We start from the raw sequence: 22460 nt of genomic DNA on the forward strand, positions 1-22460 counted from the left end.
ACCGATGCGGTGGGTTGCCGAGGTTGTTGTGCTCGCGATGGTGGTGTCGGGGATTGTGGCGATGGCGCCGGGGGTGGCTGTGGCCGAGCCCGCGACGTCCGGGGCGGACACCGGGTCAGCGGAGAGTTACCAAGCCCCCGCGGAGAGCTCGGGGATCGCAGCCCGGCCGGTCATCGACCGGATCGAGCCGATCACCGATCGGTGGCTGCGCGTGTTCGTGACCTCGCCCGCGATGAACCGGGTCGTGCAGGTGCAGGTACTGCTGCCCGCGGACCGTAACCGTGCGCGACCCACCCTGTACATGCTCGACGGCCGTGGCGCTCCCGAGAACGCCAGCAGCTGGACAGAACACGGTCATGCCGTGGAGTTCTTCGCCGACAAGAACCTGAACGTCGTGCTCACGACCGGCGGTCCGGCCAACCTCTACACCGACTGGCAGCGCCGCGACCCTGTGCTGGGCACCAACAAGTGGGAAACCTTCCTCACCCGCGAACTACCTCCACTGATCGACGCCCGCTTCGAGGGCAACGGCCGCAACGGCATCCAGGGCGTTTCGATGGGCGCCGAAGCAGCGATGATGCTCACCTTCCGTACACCGGGGCTGTACTCAGTCGTCGCGGCCCACAGCGGCTGCTACACCGTCGCCTCCGGCACCGGTCAAGCCCAGGCCCGCTCGATCGTCAAAACCTATGGTGGCAATCCGGACAACATGTTCGGCCCACCCACCGACCCGGACTGGCTGGCCCACGACACCATGACTCACGCGCAAGCCCTGCGCGGCACCAGGATCTACCTTTCCAGTGGCAACGGAGTTCCCGGCGAACACGATGTACCCGGCCGGGTCGAGCTTCCCGACGCCATCACCATCGGAGGTCCTCTCGAAGCCGGAGCCTACGAATGTGCTCACGCCCTTGCCACCCGGCTCACACAACTACAGATCCCGGCGACAGTGAACCTGCGATTCACCGGCACCCACTCCTGGCCGTACTGGGCCGACGAACTGTCACGCTCCTGGCCCACCATCACCGAAGCGCTCCACCACAACCGTTGACACCTCGATACACAGGCAGTCGACTATCGGCGGCGCAGACCTCTCCAGCCACCCCTGCCGGCGGTCGCAGCCAGGGAGCAAGTAGGAGGACCCGAAGCCGCCGAGCCCGCCCCGGTTGGCAGCGACTGCCAATGGTGCCGATGTCGTCCTCGGTTGCCTGGCAGTCGGCACGGCTGGCAAGGCAAGTCTCTTCCGATGCTGCTCGGAGAGGGGCTTACCCGTCCAGACCGCGCGCCTGTTGCACGGAAGCGACGAATCGAGCTTGCCGCTGCTGGGACGTAACGCGGTGGACAGCCCGCCACGGCCGGTAGGGTCGCTTGTCTGCCGGTATCGGGTGCTCGACCACGTGGCAGGCAATCAATTTCGACGACGGACATGTGGACCGAGGATGACCGCTACACAACCCGGGGGTGTGAACCTCCAAACATTCTTGCGCTCGTACCCCGCGTACCAGGGCACACGACATCTCGATCGCGTCCGCGCCGAAGACTTCCGTCGACTCGATGAGCAGGGCCTGATCTATCTGGACTACACGGGAAGCGGCCTCCCCAGCCGATCTCAGCTTCGCGCGTATCAGCGCGCCATGGGCGAGGAGATCTGGGGAAATCCGCACTCCGCCAGCCTTCCGTCCCGGCGATCCACCGAGGCGATCCGGCATGCTCGCCAGGCGACACTGCGATTCGTGAACGCCGATCCCGAGGAGTACTCGGTGATCTTCACGGCGAATGCCACGGGCGCTCTGCGGCTTGTCGGCGAGTCGTTTCCGTTCCAGCCAGGAGCCCGTCTGGCGTTGCTACGCGACAATCACAACTCCGTGCTCGGAATCCGCGAATACGCCCGCGCACGGGGAGCAACAACGGAAACCATTGTCCTCCGACCAGATCTTCGCGCCGAGCTGTCCGCCGTGCTGGACGCATTGAACCGCACCGGGACGGCGCCGTCGTTGTTTGCGTATCCAGCGCAGAGCAACTTCTCCGGTGTTCAACATCCACTCGACTGGATATCCGATGCTCACGCCCGTGGCTGGCGGGTACTTCTCGACGCTGCCGCGTACGTGGCGATATCGGATCTGGATCTCAGCCGGCACAAACCCGACTTCGTCCCGTTGTCCTACTACAAGATCTTCGGCTGGCCGACGGGGCTTGGATGTCTGATCGCCAAGAACGACGCGCTTGCACAACTGCGACGTCCCTGGTTCTCCGGCGGCACGGTCGTCGCCTCGAGTGCACTGGGTGGCTGGCACGCCAGCGCCCTACCCCCGGACAACTTCGAGGACGGGACGCCCGATTTCCTCGGTGCACTCGGTGTGTCGATCGGACTGGACTACGTACAACAGACTCTCGATCGCGAATCGGTCAGAACACGAGTCCGGTGCTTGATGAAATTCCTGCTCGATGAGATGTCGACGCTCCGCCACAGCAATGGCTTGCCTGTCTGCGCGCTGTACGGCCCCACCGAAACCCGAGGGAGGGGCCCGACGATCGCGTTCAACCTGCTGGATATGAGCGGCGACATCGTCGATGAACGGATGGCCGAAGACCGCGCGGTACAGCATGGGATCGCGTTGCGCGCCGGGTGTTTCTGCAACCCCGGCGTCGGCGAGACGATATTCGAACTCCAGCCCGCAGATTTGATTCGAGTAGGGACGATGCGGGTGGGCTTGCGTACGATCGACGATTACCGACGAGCCATCGGTCTACCCACCGGCGGTGCATTGCGCGTCTCGCTCGGCCCGGTCAGCAGCTTCGAAGACATCCTCGGATTCCATCGCTATCTTCGGTCGTGGCGTGATCACCGCACTGCTGACCATAATCTCGGGACGCTTGCGGATCGAGAACGGTGCTGACGCTTGCGGTCGATGACGGTGCCGGCACGCCACCGGAGCCGGAGGATCAGTGTCGCTCGGGGCATCGGGCCGCGGCGTGCGCTCCGGCCGGTAGGCGGCCGCACGCGCACGATGCTCCCACCGGTGCTGGGCGTCATCGAGCCGACGGGCGCGCCGACCACGCGCTCTACAGCTCGGCGAGACGCTGATCATCGGGTCACAGCTTGCGGGTCGAGGTCGTTATCAAGCCAACAGACGCGTTCGCCCAGTCCAGCATTCCCAGCAGTGGCGAATTTCCGGCAATCGAACGGCCTATCGTGCTGGGTAGCCCCCGAATCGTGGCCTCGAGCGGGGCGCGCGACTGATCCGTTGGTGAGAACTACGTGTTGGACAGGCGATGACCCGACTCGTGCACTTCGTGGGCAGCTTGCCCGCACCATTGATGACCGATGACCGTGGCGTGCTGGAATGGTTCGTCCGGCACAGCGGGGGCCACATGCTCACCGGAGTGCCGCGAGATCTGGATCCCAACTGGGTTGTGGAGTACCTGCGCGATCGGGCGAAGTACAGCGACGTTTTCGAAGTGGTGCGCAGCGGTGACTTCGCCGACTACGCCGACATGCGCGTCTATGGGATTCGCCGAGGTGTCACCCTCGAACCCCGGCACGTCGCAATGGACCGCGTCGACCGCATCGGCGCCGCCGTCACCGCTTTCCGTGCGATGCGGACTCGGCACCCGGAACTCGTCGACACGAGGTTGCAGGTGAGTCAACCGAATCCGCTGGACCTGGCGATGTTCGTGTTCGGCGGCGCGGCGGTGGCCGACGGACTTCCCGTCGGGCGCGCTCTACGCCACCTCAGGACGGTGACTCCGGCGCTGCGAAACCTGCCGGTTTTCGTCGAGGCCGTACTGGCCGAAATGGCCCGGCTGCAAGCCGATCACGGTGACGTGATCACCTGGCAGGTGGAGTCGCCGATCGCTCAGCTAGCACTGGTGAAGGCGGCGCGGTTGGGTGTGCAGACTCTGGTCGGTCGTCTGGTCGCGCAACAGTTGGCAGGCTTTCTCGCAGGGGCGCATGATATCGGCGCACAGACCGTGCTGCATCTTTGCTACGGCGACTATCGGCACAAAGAGCTTCTCGCCCCACGAAGTCTTGCGCCGGCGGTGAATCTGTTGAATGTGGTCGCACGACTCCTACGTGCTCGCGCGGTACCATTACCACCCGCGCACATCCCCTGTGCGTACGGCGCCCATCCGGCTCCGGTGGACCCGGCGTTCTACCGATCGCTGCGGCGGCTGGACCGGGACTGGCGCGTCATCGCCGGGGTTGTGTCGTCGGCGGGGGCGGAGGACAGTATCCGGAGCCTGGAATTGTTCGAAGCAGGTGCGGGCCGCACCGCATACGGTGTAGCGACAGCATGCGGCCTCGGCCGGTGCACCGTCGAGGAGGCCGAGCGGGCCGCCGCAGCCACCGTGGCGACCGCCCAGGGGTGAAAGGGACCCGGCACGATCACGAGTTCGCTTGCGCACTGGTCCGACCTCGTCTGGTGTCCTGCGTGTTCGCCCAGTCGATCAGGTTCCGGACCGAGACTCGAGTGGAATCGGCTACTTGGCAGCCACCAGAGTCATGCTGCCCGCGCACCCGGCCATCGCGTCGGTGCACACCTTCACTGAACCCAGCTGCTGTGTAAGCGGCGAGCAGGAACCGGCAACCGAGCTTCGACGCTCCCTTCTGAATGTGGCTTGGCACACAATTCGTGATCGACCCAGGGGAGACTTGGTGAATCGCGGCGAGTGCACAGCCGTTATCGACGCCGGTTGGCCGACACTGCGGTCACCGGCCGCGAGGTTCCAGCTCGACCCCGTCGCCGCCAACGACGGGGTCGTACCCGACTACATCCACGCCGACAACGGCGGCCTGCTGACCAGGAAACCGGTGTCGGAGCCGCTGATCGAACCCAACGGCCGCGTCGTGCCGGTCAGCCGCCAGCCGAGCGGACCCACAGTTCCCAGGGGCCGAACCTTTTGTAGACGCAGTCGGGGTAAGTGTCGGAGCTGCGGTAACGTTCCCCGGCCGCCAGGCACTCTTGCTGGGTCTCGTATTCGCCGATCCACACTCCCTCGGCGGTGGCGTTGCCCGCCGCCAATCCGAGAACAACCATCGCTGCGGCAGCCGCTGCCATTGGTTTCCATGCCGTTCGCATCCTGAAGATCCTGCCGGGGCCAACGCGGTGGCACTATTCCCAATGCCGGGAGGCGAAAAGGTTCTCGCGCCGCGACGCTTACGCCGCCCGCGGGGCGTGCCCGGGTCCGCCGGGTAGATCCTCGTGAAGGGTTAGGTGCAACGCGCATCGATGTACCGGACCGGGAGCGATGAACGCGGGGTCCAGTCGTTGCGCGAAGCTGAGGTTGTCACGGCGCCAGCAATCGGTGCACACCGGCTTGTCCATGTGGTCCTCCTCAGGTCTCACGGCGCGAGGCCTCGAGGCTTGAATTCCCTTCAGCGTCCGACATTGAACACCCGCATCTCTCGGCTCGCCGGAAGCCGCCGGATCGTTACCACCCGGCGGCGTGGCGGGTCGGCTTGGATGGCGCGGGCAGGCATGAGCGTGTATGGCGCAAGCTCGCGGCGAAGGCGGGCTAGAGGTTCGACGGGTGTCCGTGTTGCGGCAGCTGCCGGTAGGTAGTGGTCTGAGAGTTTCGGATGTGGGTTGTCTACCTATGCGAGGACGGTTGGAGGTGTCGGCGGGTACGGGTGCCGGTGGGCAGGATTCCATCGGGTGGTCGATGCCCGTCGGGGACGATAGCGACCCTGTGGTGCACAGCGCAGTGGAGCCGATCGGGCAACGACGCCCAGCGGGTCGCGGTCGTCGATCGGATACGTGGTGTCCCGGGTGCCGGGCCCCGGCTTTGCGGGCGAGGCTGCGGCGAACATATCCATTCGGCCGGTGGAGGCGGGTGCCTTCCGGTGGTCGTCGATGCAGAACTGGTTCCTATGATGACTGCACTGCTCCCCCTTGCCTACGGGTATCTACGCGATGACCTGATCGTCGACCGCGACCGCGACCTTGGCGAGGACACGTTGCGCGCCGCCGCCAGGTCGCTGGGCTACGAGCTGGCCGCCGTGTTCCACGAACCGCCGCCGCAGGGCGGATTGCTTCCACCGGCGTTCGCCGATCTGATCCAGGAATGCCGCCGCGCCGCGGCGCACGTGGTGATCACTTTGCAGGGACACCTGTCGAACATGGCGATGTCGAGGATGGTTCTGCAGGAGGTCCTGCACGTACGCGCCGAAGCCGTCGTCCACGAAGTCGCGCACCGAACCTCACAAGAGGTTCACTTCCTCTCACCTCGATCCGGGCTACCGATCCGATACTTGCTCACCTGAGGCGACGCCCGCGTAGAACGATCGACCACCCGCGTGCGTCGGCGGGACTGCTCGGGGGGCCAGCCCTGCGCGATCCTCTCCCGGATAGCGTTGAACGCAGGTGGTGAAACACAAGGAGTTCGATGGGTGCGCGCATCGGGGAATACACGCTACAGCGGCAGAAGGGCGGTATCTGCTACTTCGGGCATGCGCGGGTCCAGCTGGTCGCCGGTGACCAGGACGTCATCTGGTCGGTTGCGCCAGACGATCACACGTCACTCCAGCCTCGACACGATGCCGAGCTGATGGAAGCGGTGCTGGCCGGAGCGCAGGCAGGTCTCGAGTTCGTGCGCTCCCTCGCGCCGGCATCTTGCCAGGGGCGGGTAGAGATCGTGCACGCCCGGCTGCAGCTCACGGACATCGAGAAGAGTGCTGTCCACGCTGCGGCCGCGCTCGCGGTGGGGCAGGCGTTCGATGTGGCGGACCGGCTGGAACTCGCCTTCGAGGACGGATGGATCGTGAAGGTGCGACCTGCGGGCCCGAGCCGGTACCCATAGCGGGGTTCGTGCCGAGCCACCCTACTCGCCGAGCGAGGAGGCCAACCGAACTAAACGTTACGCGTGCTCACGTGGGTGCGGGTTCGCAGTTCACCCCATCGCTGCCCGAGTCGTGTGAACACGGCTCCATTTGTGCGGTGTCGCGGTACATCGGCGGCCAGACCGACCTAGCCCGGGTTCTCCGGTGTTCATCGGGCAGGGAGCACACCTCGGGCCCGCGAACTACGAGGTGGTGACGTCCTCCACGGCGTCGATCAGCTTTCAGCGCAACGCGGTGGCCGTATCGATGCGATCGCCGGTCAGCATCATCCACGCCGCGCGCCAGCGCCCGACGCGGCGCGGGATGCTGACGGTACCTCCGGCCCCCGGCACCAACCCCGTCTCGATCTCGGGCAGCCGGAAGAACGTCGCAGGGGTGGCGACCAACCTCCCGGCGAAGGCCGCCATCTCGATGCCCGCCCCGATACACCCTCCCTGGACATGCGCCGAGACCCGGTCGCGCAGCCGGTCGATGATGCGCCACGGCGCGCGTTCCAGGCGCACCAGATACGCGGCCACCACGTCGACGGCGGTTCCGAACTCGTCGAGATCGCCACCGCTGCAGAACACCGGCCCGTTACCGCGCAGCAGCACCCGGTCGATGCCGGGATCGAGTTCGGCGAGCCGGACGGCCTCCAGAAGCTCTTCACGCAGGCGGAAACTCAGCGCATTGCGGCGCTCCGGATGGTCGAGCACCACCGACAGCAGTTCGCCGTCGCGGTCGACGCGCACCAGCGGCCGGTCGGGAGGGACCACCGGCTTCGGCCCGCCCCGCGCGGCGAGCCACCGCCGGAACTCGCTGCCGGCGAGCAGCATCGAGTAGACCGCGGCCTCGGCGCCCAGTCCGGCCGCCGTATCCGGCACCGTCGTCTGCCGCAACAGACGGCCCAGCGCCACGCTGGCACGCGGGTTCCGCCACACCGCCGATCGGCGCCACGATCGACGAGGACCCGTGGCCCGCGGTCGCCGACTGGGTGCGCGGCCACCGGGGCGCCGAACTCGCCGATCGCGCGGAACTACTCGGCGTCGCGGCAGCGCCGGTCCGACCCGGCGAGCACGCGTACTGCCCCGCACCGTCGACGCCGAGGCCGGTCGAAGGACTCCTGGTCGTCGACTTCAGCGCCGCCCGTTCACAGCTTCTTCACCCGGGTGTGGCCGCCCGACGGCACGATGGAGCGATGCAGCGGATGTGTGCGGTGAGCGCGACGGCAGCGGTGCTGGCAGCTGGTGTCTTGACGGCGGGCGCGGGTCCGGGCGTGGCCGGTGGTCCGGCCGGGTTCGATCTGCAAGCCCATCGGGGCGGGTTGGGGTTGGTGGCGGAGAATACGCTGCCCGCGTTCGCGAACGCGTTGGAACTCGGGGTGAGCACGCTGGAGTTGGACGTGCAGATCACCGCGGACGGATACACGGTGGTCACCCACGATCGCGATCCCAGTCCGGCGAAGTGCGTGGACACGGCGCCTGCCGTTCCGGGCGACCCGGAGTTCCCCTATGTTCCGGGGACCACCTACATCAGGGATCTGACCTTGGCGCAGGTGCGGACGATCGATTGCGGTTCGGTGCCGTCCGCCGATCACCCCGAGCAGCGCAGGGCGCCGGGGGCGCGAATGCCGTTGCTGGCGGAGGTGTTCGACCTGGTGCGCGCGTATCGCGCCGATGAGGTGATGCTGAACATCGAAGCCAAGGTCGAAGCGGGCGCCCCCGAGCAGACCGCGCCGCGCGAGCAGTTCGCCGACGTCGTGGTGGCGGAGATCCGCCGAGCGGAAATCGAGCGACAGGTCACCATCCAGAGCTTCGACTTCGGCACGCTCATGCTCCTGCGACAGGTGGCGCCCGATCTACCGATCATCGCGTTGACCGACGGTCAGCCGAAGTTGCAGGCCGGAGAGCCCGGCGGCTCGCCGTGGCTGGGCGGGATGGATATCGATGACTTCCCCGGATCGCTGCAAGAGAAATACGTCGCGGCGGCGGCATCCCTCGGCGCCGCCGCGGTGTCGCCGGTGCACGGCACTCCCCAGAACGGCACTGTCACCAGCCCCGCCTATCAGCCGTTCACCACGATCGAACTCGTCCGCGCCGCCCACCGCCACGGCATGCGCGTGGCGCCTTGGACGGTCGACGACCGTGCCACCATGGCCGCCCTGCTGGACATCGGCGTTGACGGCCTCATCACCAACCGGCCCGACGTCCTGCGCACCCTTCTGTCCGACCGCGGGTACCGGCTGCCGCCGGATTATCACCGTCCCTGAGGCAGCGATACCGCCGCCGCGCGTGCACGATGTTCCGGAACCGCGCGCAGCGATGCCGTCGTCCGTCGCGCGCCGAATACCCAGCGGACGAGGCGGCCGGAGCCGGCGTCGAGGCTCTCGCCGGGCCGCCCGGGAGCCCCTGTCAGACCAGCGTTTTCAGCAATTCGTCTGCCACACCCGCCGAGGACGCCGGGTTCTGGCCGGTGATCAGATTGCGGTCCACCACCACGTTCGGATTCCACGGATCGCCCTCGCGGAAGTCGGCCCCGATGGCGACGAGCCGATCCTGCAACAACCATTCGGCCTTCTCCGCGAGACCCGCCTGCCTCTCTTCGGCATTGGTGAAGCCCGTCAGCGCATAACCCGCGAACGCGTTCGACCCGTCCGCACCGGTGGCGGCGAGCAGAGCCGCGGGCGCATGGCACACCACAGCCAGCGGCTTGCCCGAGCCCAGGGCGGAGGTGAGCAGCCGACCGGAGTCGGCGTCGTCCGCCAGATCTTCCATCGGCCCGTGACCGCCCGGGTAGAACACCGCCGCGTAATCGGCGAGGTTCACCTGCGCCAAGTCGAGGGGGTTGTTCAGCTCGGTGCTGGTGCGGATCACCTCCGCTCGATGGTCGGCGGTCTCCTGGCCGCCGTTGGCATCGGGAGCGAGGCTGCCGTTGTCCACACTCGGTACGACTCCGCCCGGGGTGGCCACCACGATCTCGTGGCCCGCGCCCTTCAGTTTCTCGAACGGCACCACGAATTCTTCGGCCCAGAAGCCGGTCGGGTGCTTGCTTCCGTCGGCCAGAGTCCAGTGGTCGGCTCCGGTCATCACAAAAAGGATCTTCGACATCGCCTGTTGTCTCCATCGTCCGGAACCCGCTGAGCCGGGTTCGGTCATCGAGTCCTGTCGCGCCGGTCGGAGTGCTGCCGGAATCAACCCGCACGCCGGGATTCCTCAGCGACGACACTATCGACGCTAGCCTTGCGGATCCATCGGATACCAATAAGATCGCCGATTTCAGACATCGAATCACCGATGGGTTACCAGGCGTGAACGCTGCATCGACGTCACGCGCAGCGTCCCGTTCGAAGCCGTCGAACGCCAGTTCGGCACCATTCCCGTTTCACCTTTGCCACGTGTCCGATGACACGGAGCCCCCGACTCGTTGCCCGTCCGGAAAGTTACGAGCCACACACCGCGTTCCTCCCCACCTGACCTGGGCTTGCATTCGGGCCATACTGGACCGGTGACAGAGATGGGTCAGTGCGAGCAGGAGACTGCGCGCAAGATGCTCGGCGGTTGCCCCGATATCGGCAGCTTTCGCTTCTGGTTCGCCGACCAGCGGTGGGAATGGTCCGACGACGCCGCCGCGATCTACGGGTACGCGCCGGGAGAGGTCGAGCCTTCCACCGAACTTCTGCAAAGCCACCAGCACCCCGACGACCGCAAGCGGGTCGCCGCGGCGCTGGCCGATGCCACCGCGACCGGTACGCCGTTCTGCAGCCGGCACCGGATCATCGATACCGAGGGGCAGACCCATGATGTGATCGTCATCGGTGACCAGCTGTTCGACGAGCAGGGCGCCGTGGCCGGCTCCACCGGTTACTTCCTCGATGTCACCGATACGCTCGAGGGCAATCTCCAGGAAGCCCTGGACGACCTGTTGCCCGATGTGATCGAATCCCGCGCCGTGATCGAACAGGCCAAAGGGATCGTGATGTTCGTCTACGGCGTCAAGGCCGATCACGCGTTCCGGGTGCTGCGCTGGCGCTCACAGGACACCAACATCAAGATCCGCACGCTGGCCGAGCAGCTCGTCACCGACGTCGTCGCGATGGGCGGTGCGCTGGTTCAGCAGCGCACCCGCTTCGACCATCTCCTGCTGACCATCCACGACCGCGTCGCGCCCGCTGAACCCGTCGTGGACTAGCGAAATCGCGCGACCGATCCGCTCGCCGTAGCCGCCGAGCGGATCATTCCTTCGGTTCGCATCAGGAACTCACCGAGATAGCTGTCGTGCGGGACTCCAGGGCGCAACCGAGTGGTCGGGTTGTCACCCAGGTACAGATCGGTGATCGTCGGCTCGTTCGACAGTGCGTCGACGAGTTCGCGCCGTTCGGTCATCGCGGTGAGAACCAGCGAATCGCGCAGCGGGGCGACGCCGTCGGTGGGTGACCACGGCCCGGCCCACACGCCGGCCGACCAACTGCTGACTCGCGCCAACGGCGCGATGGTCACCGCCACCATGCACGACGATCCCCGAACTGCGCGCAGGGCACGCGACGCAGCCGACATCCTCCTGGCGGCAGCCCGAACGCCACGGCGGATAGGCGGCATCATCGATCGGACGAACCGACACCGGTGACCCCCTCCAGCTGCCGCGCCGCGTTCGGGAGACACCACCGTGGTGATCGCAGACGGCCATATGTCAAGCCGACGAGCGTGCCCATGGCTGGTTCCATATGCGGCGCTGACGAGGGGCATGGACGCCGTGTTTCAGAGCGCCGTCGTCGAGGCGAGCCGCGGGAGCCGCTGGCTGTGCACCGAACGTGGACCGCCGCCGTGGCAGCGCTACTTCGTCACCCCGCACACAGCAGTCGGCGTCGGCACCGCCGAACCACATGGCGCGACCCGCTGGAGGCTCACCCGAATCAGCCGGTGAACGACTCGGGGCTGAAGCGGCCCCAGGCCACGAAGGCGGCCGCAGCGAGGTAGACGAAGTTCAGCGCGACGTATTTGTCCTGGCCGTAGCGGGCGTGGGTGATCATCGCGCCGATCATCAACAGGATCCAGCACACGGCTGTCACCGGCACCATCACCGGTGCGATATCGAGCACGGCTGGCAGGATCAGGCCGGCCGCGGCCAGGATTTCGAGGCCGCCCAGGGTTCTGACGAATCCGGCGCTGGCGTGCTCGGTCCATCCCCCGCCGGACTTTCTGCCCAGCTCGTCCAGCTTGTCTTTGGGCGTGAACGCCTTGGTGGCGCCACCGAAGAAGGAGAGGGTGGCAAGCAGCCCGGCGACGATCCAGAGGGCGAGGTTCATGAGATTCTCCTTCAGGTGCAGGCGAGTCGGGCTCTGCCTCTCGATCCGGCCTGGCCGTTTGTCGCCGACGGGCTGCCGGACGGTGCCGTTCGCGGCATCCTGTGCCGACTTCCCGATGATGTGACTGGTCACGCATCAGACACCGCCGGCCACGGGCGTGTGACACCACGCCGGCGTGACGTGCGCCACCGCTCGCGCTGCCTCTTGCGAAGGCGGAACCTCATTCATGCCCGCTTCCCGCCTCGACTCCCACGCCCGCCCAGCCAGTAGGTGTGCCCCTGGGATCTCGCCACCGTTGCGAGTCCGCAGGGCTGGGATCATGGTCGGCGAGGTTGGACGATCATGGGCAGAGCATTGGGGCGAGGCACTTCAGCGATGACCTGTCGGACCGAATGTCCTTCGGCGAGGTGTAGCCGCCAACGGCGGGCGACAGTGGCCATTATGATGTGCAATTCGGTCCAGGCGAAGGTATCGCCGATGCATCGGTGGTGCCCGGCGCCGAACGGATTGAACGTTCGCGGTGGCAGGTATGCGGCACGATCGGGCAGCCAACGATCCGGGTCGAACCGTGTTGGCTCCAGGTATATGCCGGGGTCTCTGTGAAGCGCGTAGGGACTATAGGCGATTTCGGTACCCGGTGGAATGCGCAGTCCGCCGAGGACGGTTTGGGTTATCGCGCGCCGAGTGAACACGAGAACCGGGTGAAGGCGCAGTATCTCGTTCAGGATCCGGCCTGAATATTCGAGCTCGGTGATGATGGACTTACTGATCGGCGATTCCCCGATGACTGTGTCGATCTCGGCGTGCAGCCGCTGTTCGACCTCGGGGTGATCGGCCAGCGCGTGGAATGCCCAGGCCAACGTGATGGCAGGGGTCTCGGTCCCGGCGATCAGCAGCGAAATGACTTCATCGCACACCTGCGTATCCGACATCGCTTCCCCGGTGTCCGCATCCCGCGCCGCCAGCAACATCGCCAGCAAGTCCCCGCGGTCCTGATCCCAGCGACGGCGGGCCACGATCAACTCCTCGACCACCTGGCGCAGCCGCGCCGCGGCGGTGTCGAAGCGCCTGTTCGAGGGTATCGGCCAACGGTCCAGATACTTTGGAGTGACCATCCGGGATGCGATGCCTCTCATGATGATCGGGACGTGTTGTTCCACTTCGGCAATGCTCGTCGAGTCGAGATCGGCGGAGAACAGCGCGTCTGCCACGATGCGAAGGGTCAACTCGTGCATCACCCGATCGATCGCGATCTGTTGGCCCGGTCTCCAGGAGGCGACGAGAGCGTCGGTATGGCGTCGCATTGCTTCGGTGTAGTCGGCGATCCGCTGCTGGTGGAATGCTGGTTGTACGAGTCGTCGCCGCTGCCGGTGCAGCGCGCCCTCGGACGTGGCCAGCCCGTCGCCGAACAACGTGCGGGCCCGCTCGTAGATTCGGCCCCTTGCCAGGCTGTCGGATCGTGGGATCAACGCCTCTCGAACCAGTTCCGGTGTCGTCAACATGTACACCGGCCAGTTGCCCAGGTCGATGCGGACGATATCGCCAACCGCGCGCAGCGATTCGACAAAGTAGAAGGGATCGCGTAGCAACGCCGCTAGATGGCCGAGTACAGGTAGGCGGCCCGGCGCGGCGGGAACCGATCTCAGGTCGTCCATCACGACTCGGCCCGGTCGGGTGGGGTGATGAGATCGTCGAACGTTCCGCGGATCCGCGGACGATCCAGGTCGTAGCGGCGGGTTCGGTGGACCCATACCAGATTTGCATGTATGTAGCGACGTAAGGCCCAGGCCAGCTGAATGCTGTGGTCTGCGGCTTCGGGCGGCAGATCGAGCCGGCGAGCAAGTTCGGGTAGCCGGCCCTGGAGCTCCACAAGCAGCTGCTGGCGCTGTTCGGCACGCTCCAACACTCGCTCTATCGCCCCGTCGAGGCCGCAGTTCTCGGTGGCCGCGACCACCCGAACCATATTGCAGGTTTGGCCGTCGGCAATGTCCTTCTCCAATCCGTAGACATCGTTGTGCCACGCAGTGACGTCGGCGAAACACAAAACGAGTTCCCGGAACAGAAAACTGTTCCACAACATGTCGGGGATCCGCAGCGAGCAGACCACCGCGAGAACGTCGGCTTGAAAAATCATCGCGATGGTGTGGCGGCGCATGGTAAGAAATGTCGCCAAGTCCGGGACGCGACCAGCAGCATGGTAGGTGTTCTGAAGCATCACCGCCTCCATGTAGTCCACGAAGTGCTCGGCGATCCGCTGCCTACCGTGACAGGATAGTCCAGCGACGAGGCGGGGCCAGAAGTCTGCGAGACCGGCGAGTACCGGATTGGGCAACCCTCCGTCAGGAGGTCCGCCGTCTACGATCGCACGTACGGCACGCACGACCCCGGCCACCCGGCCCGCCCGCTCGCCCCAGTCGTAGTTGTCGTACTGGTCGTCGGCAAGTGAGCCCCAGCAGAACCACATCAAGCCGAGAACGAGATGCTCATAGTCCACATCCGGAGTGGCGAGCCCGTGATATAGCCCGAACTCGAACGAGCGCAGATGCGCTTCCTGCTCCGGTGTGACAAGGAAACCGACCCGCCACAGCCATGCGATCGTCGCATCTTCCGCTTGTCCAGCAGCGGGATTTACCGGGCCTCCCGCACAGAACCCCGGTATCAGAGCCGATGTATCGATCCGAGGCACGAGCCGCCCTTACCTTGTATGCTCGCGAAATACTGACTACGCGGCAAATCGCGGTCCCTCAGTGGAGTGGCTCACCACCGGAGGACTATCTATGTCCAGCTACTGCCGGACACACGGCTCAGGCTAGTCACCCGACAGGGAGGCAACTACGCGACGATTCGCAATTACGGCAGGGTAGCTGCCGATGACGCTAACCCTTGGCAACGTCAGCTGGCTTCCCATTGCTGGGATGTCCCCATGATTTCGTCAAGCGACCGTTCGGGTGCCCGCGATTCCTGGCGGCCTCGCGGCATGTTGCCATCCGGACTCTGCATGGAACGGTTGCCGCAAGGTCGGGTGTCGAAAGTGGTGGGCGGGTGCGATTTCGGTTGACGTCCCGACCGGTAAAGCGCCGTCGCAATCGACGCGGTGAGCCGTGAGCGGGTCGATGTGCTGCCCGACCGCAGGCCCGAGCCTGTTGCGGCGCGGCCGCACGCTGGTCCGCGAGCTCGCCCAGCCCATGCCCGAGCGGGGCGGCAGTGACCTCGACTGCTGGATCAAGCAGCGTTCGAGGCCGGGGAGCGACCACGTCGCCGCGGTCGCAGGCTGGATCCCGATCTCCAGCAACGGCCCCGTCAGGTCGACGACGGTGCGTTCGACCAGCGCCGCGTTCCCCATTGTCGCTACGGAATCGTCTACGGCTTGTGTCGACGCTCGACGTTCGAGGCGATCCGATCGGAGGACGGACCGGATCGATCGCGCTTCACTCGGCGGTTTCGCCAGTGGTCCCGAGCAAGCTGCGGTCTCAGCTCGTGCTCGTCAGCCGACGGCTGGAACCGGCAACGGGCCGGTGACTTCCTGTCGCTGCTGCGCAATGGTGGATACCCGTCTGCGAGCGAGGAACCATCCACTGATCAGCAACGGGACCATGACCACTGCGGTGGCGATCACCGAAAGCCGCTGCAGTTCGTCATCACTGAGGGCCATCAGCACCACCACCGCCGCCAGGAACATCAGCGTCGCCACGCTTGTGTAGGGCGCACCGATCATTCGGTACTTCGGACGTTCCGTCCTGCCGCTGCGCGACCAGCGCCACAACTGCAACTGGCAGACCACGATCGCCGCCCAGGTGGAGATGGTGCCCAGAGCTGACATGTTCAGCACGATCTCGAAGACTTTCTCCGGCACCACTACATTGAGTCCGACACCGATCAGTGCGATGGCGCCGGTGGCGAGAATACCGACATAGGGCACACCACCTTTGGACATGCGAGAGGCCACCGCCGGTGCGCTGCCGTTCATCGACATCGAGCGCAGGATCCGGCCGGTCGAGTACAGACCGGCGTTCAGGCTGGAGAACGCCGCGGTCAACACCACCAGGTTCATGATCGAATCGGCGCCTCCGACGCCGAGCCGGGAGAAGAAGGTGACAAACGGGCTCTCGCCGGCTTTGTACGCCGTGTAGGGCAACAGTAGTCCGAGCAATACCAGCGAACCGACATAGAACAGCGCGATACGGGCGATGACCGAATTGATGGCTCGGGGCATGATTTTTTCCGGATTCTCCGTCTCTCCGGCCGCGGTGCCGACCAATTCCACTGCGGCGTACGCGAACACAACGCCCGTGGTGACGGTAATCAGTGGCAGCAAACCGGTGGGGAGCAACCCGCCATGATCGGCGATCACGCTTACGCCGGTGCGCTCCCCGTTCACCGTGTGCCGGCCGGCCAGGAAGATCGTGCCGACGACCAGGAAAGTGACCAGCGTGACGACCTTGATCAGCGCCGCCCAGAACTCCACTTCACCGAACCACCGCACCGAAATCAGGTTGACCCCGACCACCACGATCAGCGCCGCCAGCGCGATCACCCACTGCGGAACCACTTCGAACGTCCCCCAGAAATGGACATAGGTGGCGATCGCGGTGATGTCCACGATCCCGGTCATCGACCACTGAAAGAACGACATCCACCCCACCACGAAAGCCAGTTTCTCACCATAGAACTCGCGGGCGTACGAGACGAACGATCCCGAGGAAGGGCGATACAGCACCAACTCCCCCAATGCCCGCAGGATGAAGAACACGAACACCCCGCAGACGGCGTACACCACGAACAGCCCGGGACCCGCGCTGACCAAACGGCCTCCCGAGCCGAGAAACAGGCCGGTACCTATGGCACCACCGATCGCGATCATCTGCAGCTGCCTCGGGCGCAGCGACTTGTGGTAGCCCGTGTCGTCGGCATGCGGCGTATCCGCGGGCATCGGGGATCGAACTGCTGCCATAGCGGGAAACCTCTCACGTGACGCCGATCATATCAATACACAACGTATCGTCAATCAACGGTACGTTCAATAGCGGAAAGATCGACGGCGCATCGGCAGCGGGTCGGGATAGACCGCCGCACAGCGCATCCGAACGCGGAGAGGCCACTGGCAGGGCCGCAAGCACCGTTGGCAATCCACAGTCCCAGGTTCAGCGCCGCCGCGCCTTCGGGCGCCGGTGCGTCGGCGGCCGTTGATCGGGGTGGCGGAACTACGGTGTGCGCGGGACGACCGGCAGGATGACATGCGAGGGTCGCACCGTGTCATGGAAAATCGTCTGTTGGGCGGTTCGCATGGTGATGGCGGCCTGGGCTGGTTCGCCGGTGTTCATCACCGGTTCGAGCCTCTACGTCGACGGCGGCCTGAACCAGGTCTGATTTCCCTGGCGCCACAACCGGTGCGGATAGCGGCGTGATAGTGCAGTGGCACAACGTGTGGCTCGTCCGGTCACTCCAGCATTCGAGGTGCGCACTGCCACCGCTGTCTTCAGCCTGCGGATACCCCGGCTCAGCAATGGGTTGGCCCACAGGCTCGGTGGCGTGTGTTCGGGATCCATCAGTTCGTTCTCCGCCAAGGGGCTGTCCTCGTCCTCGACGGTCTCCGGCTCGAACCGCACGAGGGTCCGGCCGTCACCGCGCAACGTCTCGACGGTGCGCAGGAGCGACGACGTCTCAGCGAGTGTGGCGTCGAACTTCGCGGGTTCGGCATCGAGATGTTCGCAGATCAGCTGGCGCCGGATACCGCGGATGGTTTCCCGCAGCAGCTCACCGTCCGCGGTGGCAGGGGTGACCTCGACAGCCAGGTCGCATTCGGTGTCGAATCCCATCGAACGGTTGTTGAGGTTCGACGATCCCACCCGCAGCAGCCGATCGTCCATTACCAGCACCTTGGCGTGGACGTAGATCGGCGCGCCGGCCTCGGTGACCGGGTAGTAGACGCCGAACCGGTTCTCGGTATCGGCCTTCCACAACAGATGCAGTAAGCGGCGGCGGGCCCCATCCATCGCCTGTTGCTCGAGCCAGCCGTCGGCGTGGCGCGGCAGCACCAGCACGATCTCCGGACCGTTCGGCTCGCGCAGCCGCGCGGCGATCGCCTCGGCGAGGGTGCGCGAGGCCAGGTACTGGCTCTCGATGTACAGCGACCGCGTGGCGCCCGCGATCGCCGCCAGATACAACGCCTCGACCTCCCGCACTTCGGCGCGGTCGGCGAGCTCGGGGAAGGTCCGCGCGATCCCCACATCCACCGACCGCATCGTCGGCTCCAGCCCCTCCGGCCACGGCGTGTCACCGGCGATCTCCTCGACGGCGGCCAATTGCTGTCCCGTCGCCGCCTTCCATCGGGCCCGGGCCAATTCACCGATCGCCCTGGCCGCGTCGCCGTCGACGGCAGTGGTCGCGTCGTGCCATGGTCCGTATCGGTTACCGTTCGGCTCGGTTCGATAATGGTTGTCGTCCCGATGGTCGCTGGTGTCCCAGCGATCGACGGTCATGTCGATACCACCGCAGAACGCGAGCGCGTCGTCGATCACTACGATCTTCTGATGGTGCGCCGAACCGATGGGGTGCGCGCCATCCATTTCCAGGTGCAAGCGCCGGTCGGTCATCCAATTGACGACGAAGATCGGTGTCATTCCACGGCTGATCGCCGCGAACGCACCGACATTCCACTTCAGCAGGTAGATGTCGAGTTCCGGCCGCTGTTTCGGCAGCCACGACAGGAATCTACCCAGCCGATTGGGCCCTTCGAGGGTCTTTTCCTCGGGTTCGAACTTGATCCGGGTATCGAAGTCCCAGCCGATCAGCACGATGCGCCTGCGGGCCTGCAACATCGCGGACTTGGCATGGCGGAAATAGTCCGCCGCATCGACAATGCACGCCAGTCGATCGGCCCGTGCGATCTGCCAGCAAGTTTCGCCAGGGGTGAGGATTTGTTGCTCGTCGCTCATGTGTAGCAGTTCTCTCCTCCGGCCGGACACCCGTCCCGCAGGTGAACGATTCACAGTACTGTGAGCGGCGTCGTGGCCGACAGCTCCTATCGTCTGCTGCCGGCCTGACGGGCCGGCCTTACTTCAGGTGCCGGGCGAAGAACCGGTTCGCCTCGTCGCCCGCGAACTGCGGGACGCCGGCGTGCCCGCCCATATTGGCATGCAGCGTTTTCTCCGGCGAGCCGAAGGCGTCGAACAGGTCCAGCGCCATTCGCCGGTCGTTGCCTTCGTCGTCCCACTGCAGCAGGACATGCAGCGGAATGGTGACCTGCCGGGCCTCCTCGAACATGATGCGGGGCACGAAACTCCCGGCGAACAGAACGGCGGCCGCGACGCGCGGCTCGACCACCGCCAACCGGACGCCGATGGAGATCACCCCTCCCGAGTACCCGACCGGGCCGCCGATCTCCGGCAGCGCAAGAAGGACGTCCAGGGCGGCCCGCCATTCCGGAACCGCCTTTTCGACCAGCGGCAGGACGAGCCGGCGGACGATCTCGTCGTCGACCGGCGCACCGGCCTCCAGTGCCCGGCGCAGGTCGGCGCGGGCTTGCTCGGCGGCGGCCGAACGGGGCCGGTCACCGCTGCCGGGGAGCTCGATGGTGGCCGCGGCGAAGCCCTCCGCCGCGGCGTGCCGGGCCCGGGCCACCAGCCGGGGGTACATCATGCGCAGTCCGCCGGGGTGGCCGATGAGGATCAACGGCGCCGGTGCGGACGCGGATCCGGGCGTCCACAGGATGCCGGGGATCTCGCCGAGGGTGAATTCGCGTTCGAGGACGCCGTCATCGAGACGCTTTTGGGAAGTGAAGTGCACGGTCGTGCCTTTCGGGAGTGCTGTCGAGCGGCGCTCCCGGACGACCTATCGCCCGACCGTGACCCCAGAGGGGAGCACCCATGTCGATACTGCGTTCACGGGTACCACCTCCTCGTTCTCTGGCACGGCCGCCGGAACGGTAGCAGTGGTCGGGATGGTCCGCCAACGGGTTTTCGCGAAGGTTCCGTGCACTCTGATGAGCGAGAGACTGGGTGCGCTAGTGGGTAGCCGTGGCGTCGGCTCTACGCGCATCAACGAAGTCGAGCATGTCCGATGGTGACGAATGTGGACGCGGTCCCGGCACAGTGGGGAGTAGATGGGACCTCAGGCCAATGGGTACGGCGTTGGACTCTCCCCCGATGGGAGAGTCCAAGATGACGACAGGGCTCCCTTCGCCGCATCCCACGGGCGCCGTAGGTGAGGCGTATCTCGTCGAGCCGGCAGCGGCACCGCGAGAGGAACTGAGGACCCGGCTGACCGTCCCCCTCCAGGAAAGCAGCATGACCACGGTAATCGACATCGAAACCCGCAGCGGCCAGCACTGCGAGACAACAGCTCTGGGAGTGCTGCTGCGCCACCAGGCACTCGACCTGCCCGAGCCTATGCTCTTCGGCCTCGGCTCCGGCTTGTCCTTCGTCTACTGGGACAGCAAAGCCATGGGCTTCCCCTTCCTCGGGGGGCGGGTCAAACCTCTCGACCTCACCAGAAACCTGGCCACCGGACTCGGGCTGGAACTCTCGGTCCAGGAAACCACCTCCCCTCGCAGAGCCTGGGAGAACGTGGTCGCCCCCATCGACGCCGGCCATCCCGTCGGACTGCAGCTCGACAGCTACTACCTGGACTACTTCGGGTCGAAGGTGCACTTCGGTGGTCATGTCGTCGCTATGTACGGCTACGACGACCGCGACGCCTACCTGGTGGACACCGACCAGCAAGGCGGCACGGTATCAACCAGCCGGGCCAGCCTCGCCCAGGCCAGGGCCGCCCGCGGCCCGATGACCGCCAAGCACCGGTCCTTCACCCTCACCGCTGCGCGGAATCCGCTCTCCCCGCGGAGTCGGATCATTCCCGCGATCACCGCCTGCGCCGACGCCTTCCTCAACCCGCCCATCGCCAACCTCGGCCACCGAGGCATCGAGAAGGCCGGCAAGCTGGTGCGCACATGGCTCGAGCGGACCGACCACCCGCAGCGGGACCTACCGCAGGCCGCCCTCTTGATGGAGAAGGCAGGCACCGGCGGCGCCCTGTTCCGCAACTTCTACCGCGACTTCCTCGCCGAATGCGCCCAAACGCTCGACAGCCGCCACCTGCGCACCGGCCACGGGCTCTACACCGAGGCCGCCACCCTCTGGACGGAAGTCGCCGCATTGATCACCCGAGCCGGTGTATCCGGCAACGCGCAGTGCCTCGTACAGGCGGGCACCATTCTCTGCGATCTTTCACGCATAGAACGCGAGGCCATGCAGGCGCTGAGCCGTCTGGGGGATCAAGCTCCGAACGCGATTCAGCCCTGATGCCCGGTACGCTCAGGCACCGTCTCTGCGGAATGCCGTGATAGACCAGACGTAAGGTGAATTCCCAACGTTTCACAAGCCCCCGGCTGAGCCCTCCAGGCGCTACCTTCTGTCTGCTCGCAGTGCAGCGAGCAGATCGGAGTCAATTCGTGCACATCACATCGATCACGCGCCGCGTCGGGATGGCCGCAATCACCCTGGCCGCCACGGCTACCACTTCACTCGGCATCGCCACGCCACAGGCCGCCGCGGCGCCGGCGCGGGATCCGATCCTTTTCGTCCACGGATGGCAGGGATCGGCGTCGAACTGGAATTACATGTGGGGCCGATTCCTGGACGCGGGATACTCCGCGGATGAGATGGCACGATTCAGCTACGACACCACCCAGTCGAACAAGGACATCGCGCTGGAGGTGAAAGCGCAGGTCGATGCGCTGCGCGCGAGAACCGGTGCTGCCGAAGTCGATATCATCACGCACTCGATGGGCGGCCTCAACAGCCGCTGGTACCTGAAGAAACTCGACGGCCTGAACTTCGTCGACGACTGGGTCTCCATCGCCGGCCCCAATCACGGCACAGACGTCGCCAACGGATGCCTCGACGTCTCCTGCGCGGAGATGCGGCCCGGCTCAGCCTTCCTGGCTGAACTCAACAGCACCGACGAAACCCCCGGCCGGGTGAACTACGGCACCTGGTGGTCACCGTGCGACGAGATCATCAACCCCGATCAGAGCACCATTCTCAGCGGTGCCACCAACACACAGACGCTGTGCATCGGCCATACCGCGCTGCTGTCGTCGTCGACGGTTTTCGAGGGCGTGCGCGACTTCGTGAAGTAGTAGGCTGAGCCTCAGCCCGGCCCCGTCTCACATCCGCGAGGCGGGGCCGAATCTTTGGCCCGGTCCTCAGCAACGGCACCCCGACCCGCCACGGTCACCTCGATTGCCTTGTTTCGAGCGGTCAGGTTCTCGCGTTCCGGCGGCTTACCCTGTTGGAGGGCTGGTGGCAGGCAGAGCCGTTGGCATCTGTCGACGGCAGC

19 protein-coding genes and 1 pseudogene are annotated in these 22460 nt (G+C 65.8%); 10 read left to right on the forward strand and 10 right to left on the reverse strand.

All coding sequences use genetic code 11. The annotated features are described in order from the left end of the window. Positions 1-4: 4 nt before the first annotated feature. The 3 genes from GVY39_RS28240 to GVY39_RS28250 all read left to right on the forward strand — a co-directional run bounded on the left by GVY39_RS28240 (position 5) and on the right by GVY39_RS28250 (position 4371). Positions 5-1051 (forward strand): alpha/beta hydrolase family protein, encoded by a 1047-nt coding sequence (locus GVY39_RS28240; RefSeq protein WP_159929921.1) that lies wholly within the window; start codon positions 5-7, stop codon positions 1049-1051. 388 nt (positions 1052-1439) lie between these two features. Further along, complete coding sequence (locus GVY39_RS28245) at positions 1440-2897, forward strand: aminotransferase class V-fold PLP-dependent enzyme (RefSeq protein WP_159929919.1); 1458 nt, start codon at positions 1440-1442, stop codon at positions 2895-2897. A 376-nt stretch (positions 2898-3273) separates the two neighbouring features. Next, positions 3274-4371, forward strand: a complete 1098-nt coding sequence (locus GVY39_RS28250; protein ID WP_159929917.1) for a hypothetical protein — start codon at positions 3274-3276, stop codon at positions 4369-4371. Positions 4372-4856: 485 nt separating this feature from the next. Here GVY39_RS28250 and GVY39_RS28255 read toward each other — a convergent pair whose 3' ends face one another. Next, positions 4857-5060 carry a hypothetical protein gene (locus GVY39_RS28255; RefSeq protein ID WP_159929915.1) on the reverse strand — a complete coding sequence of 68 codons (204 nt, stop codon included), beginning with the start codon at positions 5058-5060 and terminating at the stop codon, positions 4857-4859. A gap of 815 nt (positions 5061-5875) precedes the next feature. Between GVY39_RS28255 and GVY39_RS28260 the strand changes: the two genes are divergently transcribed. Both GVY39_RS28260 and GVY39_RS28265 read left to right on the forward strand, forming a co-directional pair. Continuing rightward, the gene (locus GVY39_RS28260) at positions 5876-6265 is read left to right on the forward strand and encodes a hypothetical protein (RefSeq protein ID WP_159929913.1); all 390 of its coding nucleotides are present in this window, start codon (positions 5876-5878) and stop codon (positions 6263-6265) included. Between the two features lie 122 nt (positions 6266-6387). After that, positions 6388-6801: a hypothetical protein gene (locus GVY39_RS28265; protein ID WP_159929911.1), complete on the forward strand. Its 414-nt coding sequence runs from the start codon at positions 6388-6390 to the stop codon at positions 6799-6801. Between the two features lie 261 nt (positions 6802-7062). On the opposite strand, the gene GVY39_RS28270 is transcribed toward GVY39_RS28265, so the two are convergent. Continuing rightward, the gene (locus tag GVY39_RS28270; protein ID WP_236565719.1) at positions 7063-7737 is read right to left on the reverse strand and encodes an enoyl-CoA hydratase/isomerase family protein; all 675 of its coding nucleotides are present in this window, start codon (positions 7735-7737) and stop codon (positions 7063-7065) included. Between the two features lie 281 nt (positions 7738-8018). Here GVY39_RS28270 and GVY39_RS28275 point away from each other — a divergent pair, with 281 nt between their 5' ends. Then, on the forward strand, positions 8019-9089 hold the full coding sequence (locus tag GVY39_RS28275) for a glycerophosphodiester phosphodiesterase family protein (RefSeq protein WP_236565718.1): 1071 nt from the start codon (positions 8019-8021) through the stop codon (positions 9087-9089). 142 nt (positions 9090-9231) lie between these two features. Here GVY39_RS28275 and GVY39_RS28280 read toward each other — a convergent pair whose 3' ends face one another. Continuing rightward, positions 9232-9927 carry a type 1 glutamine amidotransferase domain-containing protein gene (locus tag GVY39_RS28280; protein WP_159929907.1) on the reverse strand — a complete coding sequence of 232 codons (696 nt, stop codon included), beginning with the start codon at positions 9925-9927 and terminating at the stop codon, positions 9232-9234. 406 nt (positions 9928-10333) lie between these two features. Between GVY39_RS28280 and GVY39_RS28285 the strand changes: the two genes are divergently transcribed. Then, positions 10334-11008 carry a PAS and ANTAR domain-containing protein gene (locus GVY39_RS28285; RefSeq protein ID WP_159929949.1) on the forward strand — a complete coding sequence of 225 codons (675 nt, stop codon included), beginning with the start codon at positions 10334-10336 and terminating at the stop codon, positions 11006-11008. Here GVY39_RS28285 and GVY39_RS28290 read toward each other — a convergent pair. After that, positions 11005-11325 (reverse strand): hypothetical protein, encoded by a 321-nt coding sequence (locus GVY39_RS28290; RefSeq protein WP_236565717.1) that lies wholly within the window; start codon positions 11323-11325, stop codon positions 11005-11007. The genes GVY39_RS28285 and GVY39_RS28290 overlap by 4 nt on opposite strands. Positions 11326-11560: 235 nt before the next feature. Here GVY39_RS28290 and GVY39_RS34080 point away from each other — a divergent pair, with 235 nt between their 5' ends. Continuing rightward, complete coding sequence (locus tag GVY39_RS34080) at positions 11561-11740, forward strand: hypothetical protein (protein ID WP_201295380.1); 180 nt, start codon at positions 11561-11563, stop codon at positions 11738-11740. Here the strand turns inward: GVY39_RS34080 and GVY39_RS28300 are convergent. From GVY39_RS28300 to GVY39_RS28325, 6 genes and pseudogenes are all read right to left on the reverse strand, one after another. Further along, complete coding sequence (locus GVY39_RS28300; protein ID WP_159929905.1) at positions 11730-12122, reverse strand: DoxX family protein; 393 nt, start codon at positions 12120-12122, stop codon at positions 11730-11732. The two genes, GVY39_RS34080 and GVY39_RS28300, sit on opposite strands and share 11 nt — an antisense overlap. 317 nt (positions 12123-12439) lie before the next feature. Further along, positions 12440-13777, reverse strand: a complete 1338-nt coding sequence (locus GVY39_RS28305; protein ID WP_159929903.1) for a cytochrome P450 — start codon at positions 13775-13777, stop codon at positions 12440-12442. Then, positions 13777-14808, reverse strand: coding sequence for a terpene synthase family protein (locus tag GVY39_RS34740; protein WP_240679479.1), 1032 nt, complete (start codon positions 14806-14808; stop codon positions 13777-13779). Before GVY39_RS34740 ends, GVY39_RS28305 begins: the two co-directional genes overlap by 1 nt. 798 nt (positions 14809-15606) lie before the next feature. Next, a complete protein-coding gene (locus GVY39_RS28315) occupies positions 15607-17073 on the reverse strand; it encodes an amino acid permease (RefSeq protein ID WP_159929899.1) in 1467 nt (488 codons plus the stop codon). Between the two features lie 508 nt (positions 17074-17581). Beyond that, positions 17582-19057 (reverse strand): annotated as a pseudogene (locus GVY39_RS28320) (phospholipase D-like domain-containing protein); the annotation flags it as partial. Positions 19058-19175: 118 nt separating this feature from the next. Continuing rightward, complete coding sequence (locus GVY39_RS28325) at positions 19176-19907, reverse strand: alpha/beta hydrolase (RefSeq protein WP_159929895.1); 732 nt, start codon at positions 19905-19907, stop codon at positions 19176-19178. Between the two features lie 500 nt (positions 19908-20407). Here GVY39_RS28325 and GVY39_RS28335 point away from each other — a divergent pair, with 500 nt between their 5' ends. Then, positions 20408-21421: a BtrH N-terminal domain-containing protein gene (locus tag GVY39_RS28335; protein WP_159929891.1), complete on the forward strand. Its 1014-nt coding sequence runs from the start codon at positions 20408-20410 to the stop codon at positions 21419-21421. 182 nt (positions 21422-21603) lie between these two features. Next, on the forward strand, positions 21604-22260 hold the full coding sequence (locus GVY39_RS28340) for a triacylglycerol lipase (protein ID WP_159929947.1): 657 nt from the start codon (positions 21604-21606) through the stop codon (positions 22258-22260). The last annotated feature ends 200 nt before the right edge of the window (positions 22261-22460 follow it).

Source organism: Nocardia sp. CY15 (genome assembly GCF_009829295.1).
GTDB lineage: Bacteria > Actinomycetota > Actinomycetes > Mycobacteriales > Mycobacteriaceae > Nocardia > Nocardia sputi.